We start from the raw sequence: 16,160 nt of genomic DNA on the forward strand, positions 1-16,160 counted from the left end.
CGCTTTACGTTCGGCCTGAGTCATGATTAATTACTTCACTATCACTTTATCTGAAGTGTAATGTCCATCGGCACGAAGAGCCCTCACCAGGTAAATACCAGCCGCCATGGGAATCTGAACACTTTTGGCACCCGCTTCCACATTCAGAGACCTTACCAGCTTCCCATCCATGGTCAAAATACTGAGCTGTCGAATTTGATCACTCACCATGACCTGTATCTGGCCCTGATTTGGATTTGGATAGATAAGTGCGTCGGTCTCCAATGAAGTAGCCAGTGGGCCTCCTTCCAAATGACTGAAGTTGTCTTTGGCAAAAGCCGACCCTGCAAAACTGTGATCGATGGCCTGGACTCCCCATCTGTATCCCCCGTAAGGGAGCCCCTTAACAGTCCAGGCGTTATTCAGCTGCATGTTGCCTTTCTCCTGCACCAAGAGTTTACCGGAGATGGTATCTGCCAGGGGGTAGTAGAAATAGTTTCCTTCGGAATCCACCAAAAACAGATTGTAGCTCAGAGACGCTGCCGGAGTAGAATCATCCGTAGCTTCATCCCAGCTAAAGGTCACAGCTTTTCCATTGGCTTTGGCCGAAAGGTTGGCCGGTGGGGCTGGAGCGGCATTGGTACCCGCCGTGGTGTTTTCTATTACCAGCGCCACATTCCGGTTGTAGGCCGAACCCTCGCCATTCCACTCATTTCCAGAGTAACCGTTGATGATCAGATCCAGATCTCCATCATCATCCAGATCGGAAATAGCCACGGCACTCTCGGAAATACCGGGAAGGGTGGCATTGTAGTCCGCAGCTGCAAATGTTCCCGAAGTATTGATGAAAAAAGCCGTTCGCTGGCCCCCTTCATCTGGGTTCCACCCGGTCAGGATCACATCCAGGTCACCGTCATTGTCCCAGTCTGCAAACCGGGAAGCATCAGATGGGCTAAAGGCCCCGAAGGGCTGGAATACCGCTGCTTCTGTGAAGGTTCCGCCTGTGTTTTTATAGATTCGGTAGATCATGTCATTGTCTTCTCCAGAATTGACATAACCCCAGCCGCCAATCAGCAAATCAAGGTCACCATCGCCATCATAATCTCCCCAGTCCGATGAACCGGGCCCTTTGGCGATGATTCCAGGATCAGTTTCTGTGAATGTGCCACCGTCGTTGATGAATAAGCGGGCAAAACGGGCATCGATGCCTTCTTCATAGCCAGCCATCACCCATAGGTCCAGATCACCATCAGTATCAACATCCACAGTGCTCACTTTGGGGTCTATAAATTTGTAGGCATCAAATGGCGACTCGGAAGTGAACCCACCTGTACCATCTCCAAAGTAGATTTTAGGTCGTTGGTCTTCAATGTTGTGATTTCCAAAAATCAAGATATCCGCATGACCATCATTGTTGAGATCAGCGATAGCCGAAGAAGGTGCGATATGTGCCAAACTGCTATAGAAATCATCCAAAGCAAGGTCACCTGATTCATTAATAGTATAAAGGTTGACAATGACCGAATCCGCAAATCCGGATTGAAGGGCATCTAGCTGACCATCACCATTCACGTCTCCAAAAGTCACCGAAGTAATGGCTGAAGGAGCAAAAGGTGAAGCCACTTTTTCAAAACTCATCTCGCCATTGTTGCGAAATAGCTGTGCAAATTTCCCGTTGGGGTTTTCACCGATGATCAGAATATCCCGATCTCCATCGGCATCAATATCCACTGCTGAAATGCTTGACTTCTGCACATCGAAATCCAGATCATGAATGGCATCCTGAGCTTTTAGGCCCGTGCCAATGATCATTAATGTTATCACTATTATCAACTTAGCTTTCATTGCTTTTTAGGTTTAGTTAGTAATTGATCTAATACTCACCAGAAGGCCTGGTAAGCTTCTGATAGAGGGGATGGGGTGTCCCAAAATCGGGATAGCCCTGCTGATCCCAGGTAAAAGGCTGAATGCGGATGGATCTTGCTCCACCACAGCCTTGCCCCTCGAAGGGGTTGGCATGGTAGATAATCCAATCCTCCGTGCCATCCAGCGATTTGAAAAATCCATTGTGACCCGGCCCAAAGGCATTGCCTGATGGATTTTGACTAAATACAGGATTTGGTGACTTCACCCAGGACTCAGCAGTCATCAGGTCAGCATCTGCCGCAGCAGTCAACATCCCCAAAGAATAGCCATCGGTCCAGCAGCCTCCTGCCGAGTATATCATAAACAGTTTATCGCCATTTTTCAATACCTGTGGCCCTTCCACCACTGTGGGGTTGGTACCATTGGTCTCCCACGAGAGTTCAGGCTTGGTCAATAACACCCTATCTCCCTCCGCGGTATAGGGATCGGTCATCTTACAGATATAGAGGTCCTGCCGACCATTGGTGGCTCCTGACCACCCCGACCAGAGGTAATAGAGCTGATCTGCATGCTCAAAAATGGTCCCATCAATGGCCCACCTATCACCTGGGAGCTTTAGCTCCCCCTTATCCACCCACTGACCAACGGTAGGGTCGGCACTGGAATTTTCAAGGACGAACATCCGGTGATTGTCATTGTTGCCATCATCAGCCGCGTAGTAGATGTACCATTTGTCCCGTATGAAGTGAATCTCCGGTGCCCAGATGTTACGCGAATTTGGTCCACTGGCTGGCGGAGTCCACACCACCCGCTGATAGGCCTTTGATAAGTCCGACATCACATCTGTCTTGTAGAGCGTTACATTGATCCCAGTAGTAAATGTGAGGTAGTAATGGTCATCTTTTTGGAAAACCCAGGGATCGGGACCACTTGTGTGAACAGGATTCAGAAATAAAGAATCCACTGTGGGCTCTTCCTTTGGAGGATCCTTGTCAATTTTCGGTGACCCTTCTTCCGCACAGGCAGTAAGCCCAAACAATAGGATTCCTACGAGATGAACCAAAACGGCTCTCAGCATTTGCATGATGTCATTGATTTTATTTAGAAAAAGAAATACGCCCGGGCAATAATGCCCGGGGCATTATTTTACCATTTCGGATTTTGCTCCAAATTGGGGTTAGCATCGATATCCAACTGTGGGATAGGTAACAACTCGTGTTTACCTACTTCAAAATTGGCAAACGCAGGATCGTTTACTGCCAATCCGGGACCCAAATCACCCCACCTGGCCAAATCGTTCCATCGGTGCCCTTCACCAGCAAGCTCCAGCAAACGCTCATGCTTCAGTTGCTCCAAAAACGCTGCCTGGTTCAGACCTGGTCTTACCACTGACAGGGGCTGAAGTCCGGCCCGCTGACGTACACGATCCACGTGCGGATAAGCCGCAGGAGTGCTCCCGGTAGCATTCAGACACTCTGCATACATGAGCAGCACATCCGAGTACCTGATGTATCGATAGTTATTGGGTGACCGGTATCCCTCCTGGTTTTTCCAGTGATCATTCAGGAATTTGCGAACCCAAACACGCTTGCTGTCAGGGCCGGTGCCATACCGGCTACTGAACGATTGACCATAGATCATCGTGGCATCAGGCCCGTTAATGTCTGTGGAATCAAACAGAAAACTAGCTGCCACCCGGGGATCCCTATCACCAGAAACAGTGAGTTCATCAAATTCATAGATGATCCATCGGCGTGCTTCTGCATCTGACCATCCAATACCTACCGGAGCGGTAAACTGAGCCAAAGAAGTGCCGTAGTTATGATTTGGCGTTTGAATATCATTGTCTGTGAACTCGTTGGGATTCTCTGCAAACTGCCACTCAAAAACGGACTCTACGTTGTTTTCCGTAGTGATGAGAAAGTTGTCACGATAGTTGGCGACCAAATTGTAAATATCTCCACCCTCACCATCCACAAGCCATTGCAGGGCTGGTAGTGCTGCCTGGTATTGACCGAGCTGCATGTGCGCTTTGGCCAATAAGGCATAAGCTGCACCTTTAGTCACGCGACCAAGGTCCGCGGCATCAGCATATCTAGCAGGCAACATTGGCACTGCCAGCTCCAGATCAGAAATGATCTGCTCAAATACTTCCGCTTGTGTGCTGTTAGGTGGATAATCTTGAGGCTCTGATGTTTTCAACAACATCGGCACATTGCCGTAAAGAGTAGCCAGGTGATAATAAAATAAGGCCCTTAGGAAATAAGCCTGCCCTAGCAGTACATCTTTCTCGCTCTTTTCCATTTCAATAGCCGGAACATTGTCCAGCACCTGGTTGGCACGGAAAATACCCACATAATTGTCGGCAAAAACTCCTGATACGGGATCGAAGTTATAATCTGGCTGTATGAACTTGTCCAGTGCATTGGACAGGTCTGTCCATGGGCTTCGGCTCTCGCCAATGTCTGCGCGAGTAGAGTACAGCATTGGCATCCATCGTGAAATAGAGCCTTTGTGCAAAGTACTGTAAATCGCGTTGACTCCCTTTTCGGCATCCTCGCCGGTCTCCCAAAACAGTCCTACATTGGGTTCGTTGGGGTTCTCAATGTCCAACTTGTCTTCACAGCCGAAACATCCCCCTCCTATAATTGCTATATAAATGAATATTTTTTTCATGATCGTGCTGGTTTAAAATTGAAATTGAAGTCCTAAAGAATAAACCCTGCTCGATGGCCAGTTGCCTGCATCAAAGCCGCGCTCAAGAATTCCATTGCCCACCACGTCTGGATCCAGTCCTGAATATTTGGTGAATGTGAGCAGGTTTTGCCCACTCAGGTAGAGTCTTGCATTTTGAATACCAGACTCCCCAAATAAATGATCTGAGAAATTATAACCCAATTCCAGGTTTCTGATCCTCAAATAAGAGCCATCTTCCAGCCACCTGGTACTGTTGGTGGCATTTTGCGAGAGCGCCACATCATCTGTAGCCACTCCAATCCTCGGGTCACTGGTGTTCGGGTTGTCCTCAGTCCAGGGCTGGATATCCCTTCTGAAGTTGGTATTCTGATACCCATCTAACACCTGTCTTACGCCATTGTAAATGGTGTTGCCGAATACCCCGATGAGTTGGATATTCAGGGTGAAGTTTTGGTAGGAGGCATTGAACTGACCTCCAGCCTGAAGTGTAGGCCATGGTGACTTTCCACTGTAGTCTCTGTCGTCTTCGGTGATTTGTCCATCACCATTTACATCCACAAAACGAATGTCACCAGGCTGGGCCGCTGGCTGTATGACCGTACCATCTGCCGTGGTGTGATCCAGCACTTCCTGAGCACTCTGGAAAATTCCGGCTGTTTTCAAGAGGTACCACTCTGAGATAGGTCTTCCTATCTTGGACCTGGTCAGACCTGTTGGGATATAGTCAATTCCCTCACCCTGATTTCCCACATCTTCCACTTTGTTTTTGATGGTGGTAAAGTTGACTGAGGCATCCCATTTGAAGGCGCCCTCACGTTTGCGATAAGCGGCACTCACTTCTAATCCCTGGTTGCGGATGGATCCGGCATTTACGAAAGGATTGCCCCCTAAGTTGCCAAGGTACTGAGGCAATGGAATCTGCAGAATGGCATCCTGCGAGAGGGAGTTGTACCACTCTGCTGTAAACAAAATTCGGTCATCCAATAGCCCTGCTTCTACCCCTACGTTTTGCGAAATTCTTGTTTCCCACTTCAGTTGTGTATTGGCAATCCGCGCTTGATAAGCGCCTACATTGGCCGCCTGATCGGGACCAAAAATGGCCCTGGGATTGCTGTTGAGGTTACCCAGGTAATCCCATGAGCCTACCTGACCAGGGATCACTCCCAGTCGACCATAAGAGCCGGTAAGTTTCAGGTTGGAAATAAAAGGTACATTGAAAAATCCTTCTTCACTGATTCTCCATCCGGCAGCAATAGAAGGAAATACACCGGTACGATAGTCCTCTGCAAACCTCGAGTTTTTATCAATTCTTCCAGTAAGTGTGAGCAGGTATCGGTCATCATATACATAGTTGATCCGGCCCATATAGCCCATAATGAAATTATCCAACGTTCTGGATCCGCTGGCTGTGGGATCTCCGGTAGCTGAGTTGATGGTGTTGAGGTACTGACCGTTGAACTGCTGTAGCTCGCTTCGCTGAGCGAAGGTTTCTTCCCTCTGGGAGGACTGCTGCGAGATACCTACCACCGCATTCAGCGAATGCTTTCCAATCTCTTTGTTGATATTAAGCGTGTGTTCAAAAAGCTTGCTGACCCAGGTAGATCGGGTGTCCGCCACAGAACTTGGATAGACCGCTGCATTGAACGACCACACCCCATCTTTTCTCAAGTACTTGGAGTAATCAAAGCTGGCTTCCAGCCCGGCATTGAACTTATAGCTGATCCAGTCAGTAATTTTCACATTGATATAAGCATTCCCAACCAGTTTGGAATACTGACTATTACGCTGGCTCAAATCCACAATGGCTACAGGGTTCCAGGCATAAGAGGGTGCATTGACTGACCCAATTCCCCAACCTGAAGGGTTACCTTCTGAGACGTAGTCCTCACCCTGAACAGGGATCACCGGCAGGAGCTGCGGCATATCATAAAATGGATTTCCGGCATCAGGGGTATTGGTAATTGAATGAGAAAGAAGAAGGTTCTCTCCAAAGGTCACCCGACCTATTTTGCTGGTACTATTTACCCTGAAGCTGTATCTTTCGAAATCTCTTCCCTTGAGCACCCCTTCGTTTTCAAAGAAACTTCCGGAAATCATATAAGTACCACTGCCAGAACCTCCTGAAAGACTCACGTTGTAGTCTTGTAAAGTCCCCATTCGGATGATTTCATCCTGCCAGTCGGTATTCACATTGGGATCAAAGTCGGTGCCCACCAGTGCTGGCGGTGTTAATCCCGAGTTTTCATATTGTGCAGTTTGCATGGCTGCAAATTCTGTGCTGTTCATCACATCCCATCTGTTGGGCAGTTGTTGCACACCCTTTTTACCAGAAAAACTCACTTTCATAGGGCCGGCCTTGCCTTGCTTGGTGGTGATGATGATCACCCCATTGGCCGCTCTGGAGCCATAGATGGCAGCAGCAGAGGCATCTTTTAAAATCTGAATGGATTCAATGTCGTTGGTGTTGATGGTAGGATTGGCATCTGCAAGCATCCCATCTATGACATAAAGGGGATTGATGTCCGCAAAACTACCCACACCCCTGATTTCAATGACTGAAGACTGACCTGGCGCTCCTCCGTTTCTAACGGTGATACCCGGTGCCAGACCCTGAATGGATTCTGCCAATGAGTTGGCGGTAACCCGTGCTGAGGATTCCGGACTAATAATGGCAGTGGACCCCGTAAGGTCTTTCTTCTGCACTGTCTGATAACCAATGACCACTACTTCCTGCAGACCCTGAAAATCAGGCTCCATGGAGACATTCACCTCAGTGGCCCCGGCAATACTCACCTCCTGGGTGACATAACCCACAAAAGAAATCACCAAGACCTGTGCAGTTTCCTCAACAGAGAGGGTGAAGTTTCCTTCCACGTCAGTAATGGTTCCCTGTGAAGAACCTTTGATAGTAATGGTGGCCCCGGGAAGTCCTTCACCATTTTCATCAGTCACCCTTCCCTTGATGGTAACTTCCCCAATGATCACTTCCACTTCATCTCTGGTAAAAGGGGCTTTCTTTTTCTGTGTGCTGATCACATTATTGACCTGGCGAAATGTGAGCCCGTATTCTTTGGATAAAAAGAGTAAAAACTCCTCTACGGTAGCTCCCTTACTGGCATAAGTCAGACGTTTCTGATTTTTATCCAACACTCGGTGGTCATAAGAGAAGGTCAAGTCTGTCAGCTGCTCCACGGTAGAAAAACTCTCGATCAATTCCGTATCATTGAATGAAAGGTTCACATGGATATCTTTGACGCTCTTGTACTGAGCATTTCCATTATTGGCAAACAGCACGGTGGCAAAAACCGCCTGTATCATAAAAATTCTAAGCATCCAGTTCATTAAATACAGGGATTGCTGTATAAATATTTTCATATATTTACATGTTTAATAATGTCCAATTGTTAAACTATTTTGTGATTACGTCACGCCAATGGGTAATCACATCTGAAGGTTTTCGGCTTCCGAAAGCCTTCTTTTTTTAGCCGTCATTCATCTCATAATGTCTTGGGTTTGATCACAACTTCTTTATTCTTTATCTGAAAAGTAAAGTCTTCTGCATATCCGATGCTCGTAAGCACTGCATGTAAGGTCTGGCCATCAAAACTCCCCGAGTAGTTCCATCCTCCACTTAGCTTTCCTTCGATTCGAAAGTTTACCCCGTACCACTTTTCCAGTTTCTCAAATACCTCACCCTGATCGCATCTGAGGAAAAAGAGCACATCATCCTTCCAGGCTATTTCACCATATTCATAAGTAGCTACAGGACCCAGGGTACCGGACAGGGCCTTTACCATCTGCCCCGGCCTGAGAAGTACCTGTTCCTGAGTACTGGTGGAGGTCACAGAAACTTTCCCCGTGACCAGTGATACTTTGGTGGGGTCACCCATCTCCGAGTAGATATTGAAAGAGGTACCGAGTGCTTCGGTGACCGTACCTCCAGCCACTACCCTGAATGGCCTCAGTGAATCCCTGGCCACTTCAAAGAAGGCCTCACCCTGCAGCTCAATGACCCTGCTGGTATCACTGAAGTATTTCTGATATTTGATGGTACTTCCTGAATTGAGCTTCACCTTGGAGCCATCGTTGAGATGAACCATCAGTTTCTGACCATTGCGGGTATTTCGCACCTCTACTTCCTGAGATAGGTTTTTCTCCACCACAGGATTCTGATTGGCGAGGTAGTACCCAATAGACCCCATCAGGAGTAGTGCAAGACAAGCAGCAGCCAGAAGTCTGTACCAATTGGATGAGGCTGGCTTCTCCAGATAAGTGCCAAACTCATCCCTTACATCAGACGCTCTTATCCTAATATCAATTCTATCTTTGAGGTTTTCAATTCGTTTATTGTCTCCTTGAAACTCGCGCCATTGGAGTTGTCCGATAATCTCCTCAGCCTTAGCAGCTTCTTCACTGAGTTTCTGACTCTCCAGCAAACGGGACTTCCAGGGACTCGACGCTTCTTTCCCTCCCTGAACCCAGGAAATGAAAGACTCGTCCAGGAGCAAGTCCTCCAGGTTATAATCATCGTATTTTTTCTTCCAGGTCTTCACGTAGGTATTTTGAGCTTTTATACCCTACAGATACAGAGCATGTTCAAATTACTCCCCGAAAAGAAGAAATTTTTGAATATTTACAACAGACCTAATGAATTGGTGATAATTTGATGATTCACACAGAATTATGTTTCATCTATTAGTTATTTTTCAATAAACAAGCAAAATCATTAGCACTACCAATTTCAGCATTCCTCTGAGGTTGTGCATGGCCTTGGAAAGGGCGTTGTAGAGCTGTTTTTTGTCCAACTCAAGGATATCGCCAATTTCATCAAAGCTCAGTCCATTGAAATATTTCAGATAGACGATCTCCTTTTGGAGAGGTGAGAGCTTATTCAGGCACTCCACTACAGCGGATGTTGGCTGATACTGGCCGGCAGAAAAAAATGGATTGGGATCTTCCAGTTCCTCAAAAGCACCCTCTGATTCGGTCAGACTCCTACGCTTCTTCTGGTTTTGTAGTTCTCTGACTATTCTGTGCTTAAGGGATTTCATCAGGTAAAATCGGATGGTGCGAACTGGTCCCAGACGATCCCGCTTCACCCACAAATCCACAAAAAGGTCCTGAATACAATCATCCACGAGTGTGGAATCGGGTGTTAAGTAGCGACCATAAGACAAAAGCGCCGGCACCTGAGAATAGTAAATATAATCCAGAGCGTTTCTATCGCCAGCGCAAAGGTCTTGCCAGAGATCGTGGTCCCTTCGCACACTGTAAGCAATATAGAGTTCTCTAGACTTCATTAGACCTATTGTAATTCAAATGGTAAATAACCATCAGATTTTACACATCAAAAAATTAAGTTAAAGATATTTTCAAAATTTTCAATTTTGAAGGAAACGGGAGGATAGGAAAGAAATGAGCGCGTACATGGAAAAAAATCAACGCTCAGTCCTGTGGCTGAGCCACCTCAGTGGGTTGTCAGGCTTTTTCCTTACCCAGAAACTTCTCGAAAGAGGATCGCAACACCTCAAGGCTAAAGGGCTTGCTGATGAAGTCCCTCATTCCGGCCTCAAAGCAGTCCTGCATTTCGTGTTTGGTGACATTGGCCGTCACAGCTACAATCACAGGAGGTCTGGAGCTTGCGGATTTGAGAATTTCGCGAGTAGCCTCTATTCCGCTCATGATGGGCATCCGCACATCCATCAGTATAAAATCATAGGCTTTCAATGCAGCCATTTCCACTACCCTCTTCCCATTCTCAGCAATTTCCACATTGCTCACGCCCAATGTTCGGAGCATTTTTCTGGTAACGAGCTGGTTCACCTGCTGATCTTCAGCTACCAGTACATTCAGGTGAGAATACTTGTTGATGGTAGGTTCTTCAATTTCACGATCCTCCCACTTAGACCCTTCTATTTTAAACGGGAGAATGAAATAAAAACACGACCCTTTCTCCTTAGATTTCTCCAATCCAATCTCCCCACCAATGGTCTCCACCACCTTTTTACAAACACTCAAACCAAGACCTATGCCTTCCATTGAAGGATTGTTATCATCCCGATGAAATCTATTAAAAATATGAGCTCGCTGATCCTCAGGAATTCCAATACCCGTGTCGGCAACACTTATTTTAATCTCGGCCTGTCGCGAAGTTTTGGATAAAAGTACCGAGCGGATATTGATTTCTCCTTCATCGGTAAACTTCACTGCGTTGTTTACGAGATTGATCAGTACCTGACGTACCCGGGTTAGGTCACCTCTCAGGTACTTAGGGATTCGCTTGTCCGAATGATAATTGATAGAAACATTTCCAGTCTTTAAAGCCACTTTCGGAATAAAAAACTGTATCACATTAGACACCACCATGTGCAGATCTATTCTGTCTTCCTGTAAGACCATCCCCTCTTCTTCTATCATGGTGATGTCCAGTAGATCCGAAATAAGTCCATGCAGAATATCGCTACAATGGCTCATGTCCTTAAGTAGAAGGGCCTGTTCTGGAGAAAGTTTGGTCCTTTTCAGAAGATCGAGATTGCCAAGCACTCCATTGAGTGGTGTTCTGATCTCATGACTTATATTAGTCAAAAAGCTGGTCTTAATGCGATCAGCCGACTCGGCACGCAACTTCTCTCTACTTAGGGAGATGTTAGATGCTTTTAATCTTTCCCTGTCCTTTTCATATTCCTTTTTATAGAAGAATAGGGTAAATGACAGAATGGTCAACATCAAAGCATTGGATGCAGCCAGGTCAATCATATGCTCCGTATGATCCAGAAAGGGTTTTGCATAATCAGGGTTGAGAATCTCATAAAAAGTATATCCCATAGCAAACGTCATAGAAAGACCGATAAACAACCGGTATTGCTTTGGTTTGAGGACAAGCATTCCTGACAAAAAGACCAGGACAAACATATTATGGATGGATCCTGTCACTCCACCGGATGGGAGCCAGGCAATACCAAGCAATGAATAGACGATGATGTAATAGATCAAAGTCATCCATTTATGGAAGGACCAATTTCTACGAACAAGATAAAACCCTGTGAAAATCAGGGATCCTGCCGTGTACAACCATAAGAAATCACTTTCATACTTGGAAAAGTAGCTAAAAATGAACCAGAAGGCGAGCCAGAAATACAAGACCAGAGTGGTCAATACCAGAATGACATCAAAGAGTTTGACCTCCATGGGTGCGCTGGTGCCTAATGATGGTATAAGTTTTTTGAGTGTCAATTTCCTTAGCTCTGAGAATCAATAAATGTAGGAAATTGCACTCATCAAGGGTTAAGGTTTTAGATGAGTCGGGTATTCATATCGATATAATCCAACTTTTGGCATGCATTCTCTCTCAAAAATCGCATCCATGGATCACCTCAAAGGACGCTGCTATTTTGGGAAAAGCGATGCGTCGAGCCCCGGAATGATTCTGAGGGCATTTTTGTAATATACCTTTTTCAACACCTCATCAGATAAATCCAGCCCATACATACGCCAGAAAGCATGGTACTTTTTGTAGTACGGAAAATACTCGTCGGCAGTCTCCAGTACCCGAAAATAGGTGTAGTACTCCTCTGGGTTATAGGCATCCTTCGCAAACAAAATTCTATCTGAATATTGTTCAAAAAAAGCTTTGGCGGCTCGTGGCTGTCTCCCCAACTCAGCAATCACAGCCCCTATACCCACATTCACATTGGCATATTGATCCAGATGGTCTCCCAAAGCCTGTAGATCATTGGCCATCCATCCCATGTGTGCATTGATAAATGTTGTCCCTGGGTGTTTGGCGAAAATATGATGCTGCTCGGCTATGATTTGCTCCCAGGGAGCCGGGTCAGTAGCGCTCCTCTTTCTGCCTGGCCGCAGTTTCAACTCCAGCCAGCGCTCGTTATTCTCGTCATGATCGTCCCAAAAAGGTTTAGGGTCTGCCGCATGAATGATCACTGGAATCCCCAACTCACCACATTTGGCCCAAACAGGGTCAATTCTGGGGTCATCTATGGCCACCCGGTTTCCATCCACATCGTTGATTCCCATCCCGAGGCTCTTGTAAATTTTCAGCCCCTTGGCACCGTTTTTCACATCTTCTTCCAACTGGCGAACGGTCTCTTCAGACCATCCCGGATTACCTATTTCTTTGAAGGAAACATTGGTGAAAACCACAATTCTACCCGGAGCTTCGCCCGCTATACGACTGGTCATACCGGCCAGATACTCCTGACTACCAATATCGCCCGCTTCCCTGTCATATCCCCTGCCACTCAGGTTCACCATGATCCCCATGTTCAGCGTATCCATTTCCCCAACAATCTTGGCGATCCTGTCCTTTGTGAGGTTCCACTGGTGACTGTGCACATCAATAAAAGGGAACCTGGCCCGGGTAACCGGATGCTCCGGCACCACAAGGGTGGAAATGGGATCATAGCGCTCAAAATCCATAGCTGGTTCAGAGTCAGACTCCTGACCAAATACTGTAAGACTAAAAGCAAGGGAAAAGGCCAGAGTAAATATTTTGTTCATAAGGATGAAAGTAAAGTGACAATGTAGGTAACGTACACCTTTCCAGTAAAGATTTGAATTATCCGATATTAGACCAAGTGAAACAGACATCTTTTGTCATTATTGAGACAAAAGCGAGGTACGCTCATACGTAGGTAGCCTTTGTCTTCAATAAAATGGATCAACCCGAAAATCTGTGGGGTGATTGTATTAAAGATGGATAGTGATCCGTACTCTGGCACCTCATATGACTCAATCCAACTGATCGGCTACTTACCCTTCATTTTCTTTGCTTGCCCAAAGAAAACGAAGCAAAAGAAAAGGCACCAACGCAAAAAATCATTTCGACTCATCGTTTTTTGCTTTTTTTAAAAATTTTCTGGAGTCTAAATGATTCACACTTGCCTTGGATGCCCCACCCGCCTTTGTGCCCTTACTTTTCTGGATCTACAATGGATTTTTTTCAGTTTTGCAAAATATAAACTCTGAAGTGATACCCACACAAATATTGCTTGATCCAATAAAATCAATACACCGGCACATGTTCAATACAAAAAAGCCATTCCGAAATTCGGAATGGCTTTTCACTTTCTACTATTAGTTCCTAAATCTTAGGAGTTACTGAACTTTTCTTTAATCTTTTGGCCAAAGTCCTTAAGTGAACTCTTCACATCCTCTGAGGTCTCAGCGGCAAATTCCCTGGTATCATTCCATGCCTGCTTGGTAGAGTTTTCCACCTTATCTATGGCACGGTCAAGGTCATCGGCCTTTTCATTGAGATCTGCCTTCATTTTCTCCAAAAGTGTCTTATTTTGATCTGTGGCCTCAGCGATCTTGTCATCCAGATTGTCCAACTCTTTCTCCACATCCAGCTTGATCTCTTCCAACTCGTACTTCAGATCCTTTTTCTCTTGTTCAAAAGAATCCTTTAGTTCAGTCATAGCATCCTCAGGAGTTTCCTTCTCCTTTTTACCAGAACAAGCCACGACCAGTAAGGCCATAACAACCACTCCAAAAAGTTTCAAAAATGTATTCATAATGGGCTTAGTAGGTTTCATCTTTTTCGATTTTTTAATTCAACAATGCTCACCCTTAAGAAATAATCGCACCGAAATCATAAATCACTGTCTACCAATTGGTTATAATTTTTAGGGATCTATTAATTTTCCCATTTTGAGAATATGGCTCTCCAAATGAAAATGATCGATCCTCCCTCGCCAGTGACTGATACCGAACACATACCATTTCTATTTTGTCCGAACACGTACAGTCTGCGAGTGGCAGCTCCACAAAGAAACAGCGCAAGTAGCTTATTTACAGATGTTTACATTTTTTGGCACAACCATTGCCAATAGGACAATGTCATGTTAGGAAAAAATACAAATATCAAAAGGGGGCAAGCGAAAACACTACTCATTATTCTGGGAGTGATCATTGCATTGATAATGACGATGAATAGCCCGATTTTCACAGCAGACAATATCAACATGCCAGCTCCCGAACATCAGGAACAAGTGGCTGAAGTGGATGCTAATGAAGCGGAATCACAACCAACCAGTGGCTCATCTTCCAGCGCAAAATTCAATTCCGGAACCAGATTACTGCACATTTTTACCAGAAATCTCCCATATTTAAACAACAAATAAAATGGAAATGACCAAAAGACTATATCGATCCAAGAAAGACTCAATGCTTGCTGGTGTTTGTGGGGGAATCGCTGAATATTTCGACCTGGATCCTACTCTGGTGAGAATAGGATACCTCGTATTGTCTGCTTTGAGCGTGGGTTTCCCGGGGATTCTGGTGTACATAATCCTTTGGATTGTGGTACCCGAGCAGTACTAAATCATCTTAGAGTAGGTGGTAATCCATCTGTGGGGCACTTCACCGCTCTGAGCCATCTGGTAATCTGAATAGCTACAGGGGACCATTCTGCTTCGCAGAAAACCTGAAGTCTCCTCCGGATGGGGTACCTCCATCCACCATTTCTCAGAAATCTTACTTTTATAAAACCTGATGGTGGAAGGCTCCCCGCCAAGGGCTACCTCATAGATCAAATAATCATTTGACCTGAAGTTTTTATCGCCTTTGCGATTATAAAAGCCTTCAATGAAATACCAGATCATGGTGGCCAGAACAAAAGCTGTCTTTCGGTCCTCGGTATCCCTGGCTACATCGTATTCATAAAACCCAATAGAGCTTAACTTATCGTTGAGCCCGGCATACCAGCAGATCTGACAGGCCTCCTCGCCAGTGAGCCCATAAACCTTGGCATCTGTAGCTCCAGGGCAGTAATGCGCCTGTATGGCCGAGATATCAAAGCTCACCATATCCGCATCTCTCACGATGGGCTCTAGCTCTTTAATGTTCTCCTTCACCATTCCCAGTCGGACTACCTCAAAATAGAGCTTCTCAAGTAGTTCGGTTTCCTTTTCTTCCACCAGATAAGACTGATGCCCCAGCTGGTAATAGTTGAATAAGAAATTAGGGTCGTGCTTGAAAATCCGGTGAACGTGTGACTGGCTGGGGATACCTGTTTTCGGGTCCGTCAGGTCCAGCTTATTGTCAATATTGAGCAGGGTGATAATCTTGTCTTGATTTTCGTAAGCCATATACTGGCCAATATCAAGGTCGTGACTTCCGCCTATGATCAGTGGAAGAATATTTTGCTCCATGAGATGAGCACATACCTCCTGTAAGCGCTGGTAGGTATCTTCCAATTCAGGTCCATTTCTGAAATTTCCCAGGTCCACCACCCTGAAGTTACCTGACCCTTTCTTGAGCTGATAAAGACTTTTGCGAATTTCGGTGGCCGAGCGAGAAATTCCGTCCTGATTTTCTGACTCAGCGCCCCTGGACTCCTGTAACCCAATGATGGCTATGTCTTTATCATCTATCTCGGGCATCTTTTCCTGGTTGATATAAATAGAGTGTGCCAGTGCTGAAGTGGGTAACTTGGAGAGGTCTATTTCCCTGGAAATAGGATCAAAAAACAGTTTCAGGTCCATTGAATGAGGGCTATATTCAAAACAAATCTACTAAAAAATCCGAGGCTATTTGCCACGGAGGATCAGGCACAAAAAAAGGGAAAACTTTCGCTTTCCCTTTCCATTTTCTTCATC

12 protein-coding genes are annotated in these 16,160 nt (G+C 45.8%); 2 read left to right on the plus strand and 10 right to left on the minus strand.

What is annotated here, in order from left to right; all coding sequences use genetic code 11:
- Positions 1-30 precede the first annotated feature (30 nt).
- From ACHKAR_RS15850 to ACHKAR_RS15890, 9 genes are all read right to left on the minus strand, one after another.
- Entirely contained in the window at positions 31-1,824 is a 1,794-nt protein-coding gene (locus ACHKAR_RS15850; protein ID WP_395418361.1) for a T9SS type A sorting domain-containing protein, read from the minus strand.
- A gap of 28 nt (positions 1,825-1,852) precedes the next feature.
- Positions 1,853-2,929: a glycoside hydrolase family 43 protein gene (locus tag ACHKAR_RS15855; RefSeq protein ID WP_395418362.1), complete on the minus strand. Its 1,077-nt coding sequence runs from the start codon at positions 2,927-2,929 to the stop codon at positions 1,853-1,855.
- A 62-nt stretch (positions 2,930-2,991) separates the two neighbouring features.
- Entirely contained in the window at positions 2,992-4,521 is a 1,530-nt protein-coding gene (locus ACHKAR_RS15860; protein WP_395418363.1) for a RagB/SusD family nutrient uptake outer membrane protein, read from the minus strand.
- 12 nt (positions 4,522-4,533) lie between these two features.
- Positions 4,534-7,917, minus strand: a complete 3,384-nt coding sequence (locus ACHKAR_RS15865) for a SusC/RagA family TonB-linked outer membrane protein (RefSeq protein WP_395418365.1) — start codon at positions 7,915-7,917, stop codon at positions 4,534-4,536.
- A gap of 122 nt (positions 7,918-8,039) precedes the next feature.
- The gene (locus tag ACHKAR_RS15870; protein ID WP_395418367.1) at positions 8,040-9,095 is read right to left on the minus strand and encodes a FecR family protein; all 1,056 of its coding nucleotides are present in this window, start codon (positions 9,093-9,095) and stop codon (positions 8,040-8,042) included.
- Positions 9,096-9,248: 153 nt separating this feature from the next.
- On the minus strand, positions 9,249-9,842 hold the full coding sequence (locus tag ACHKAR_RS15875) for an RNA polymerase sigma factor (RefSeq protein ID WP_395418368.1): 594 nt from the start codon (positions 9,840-9,842) through the stop codon (positions 9,249-9,251).
- Between the two features lie 178 nt (positions 9,843-10,020).
- Positions 10,021-11,730 (minus strand): ATP-binding protein, encoded by a 1,710-nt coding sequence (locus ACHKAR_RS15880; protein ID WP_395418370.1) that lies wholly within the window; start codon positions 11,728-11,730, stop codon positions 10,021-10,023.
- 198 nt (positions 11,731-11,928) lie between these two features.
- Positions 11,929-13,059 (minus strand): amidohydrolase family protein, encoded by a 1,131-nt coding sequence (locus tag ACHKAR_RS15885; RefSeq protein WP_395418372.1) that lies wholly within the window; start codon positions 13,057-13,059, stop codon positions 11,929-11,931.
- Between the two features lie 590 nt (positions 13,060-13,649).
- On the minus strand, positions 13,650-14,096 hold the full coding sequence (locus tag ACHKAR_RS15890) for a hypothetical protein (protein WP_395418373.1): 447 nt from the start codon (positions 14,094-14,096) through the stop codon (positions 13,650-13,652).
- Between the two features lie 306 nt (positions 14,097-14,402).
- On the opposite strand from ACHKAR_RS15890, the gene ACHKAR_RS15895 reads away from it, so the two are divergent.
- Together ACHKAR_RS15895 and ACHKAR_RS15900 are read left to right on the plus strand one after the other, a co-directional pair.
- Positions 14,403-14,684 carry a hypothetical protein gene (locus tag ACHKAR_RS15895; protein WP_395418374.1) on the plus strand — a complete coding sequence of 94 codons (282 nt, stop codon included), beginning with the start codon at positions 14,403-14,405 and terminating at the stop codon, positions 14,682-14,684.
- Between the two features lie 7 nt (positions 14,685-14,691).
- Positions 14,692-14,883, plus strand: coding sequence for a PspC domain-containing protein (locus tag ACHKAR_RS15900; protein ID WP_221413347.1), 192 nt, complete (start codon positions 14,692-14,694; stop codon positions 14,881-14,883).
- On the opposite strand, the gene ACHKAR_RS15905 is transcribed toward ACHKAR_RS15900, so the two are convergent.
- The gene (locus tag ACHKAR_RS15905; protein WP_395418375.1) at positions 14,880-16,046 is read right to left on the minus strand and encodes a formimidoylglutamase; all 1,167 of its coding nucleotides are present in this window, start codon (positions 16,044-16,046) and stop codon (positions 14,880-14,882) included. The genes ACHKAR_RS15900 and ACHKAR_RS15905 overlap by 4 nt on opposite strands.
- Positions 16,047-16,160: the final 114 nt, after the last annotated feature.

It is taken from the genome of Marinoscillum luteum (assembly GCF_044005705.1).
Classification (GTDB): domain Bacteria; phylum Bacteroidota; class Bacteroidia; order Cytophagales; family Cyclobacteriaceae; genus Marinoscillum; species Marinoscillum luteum.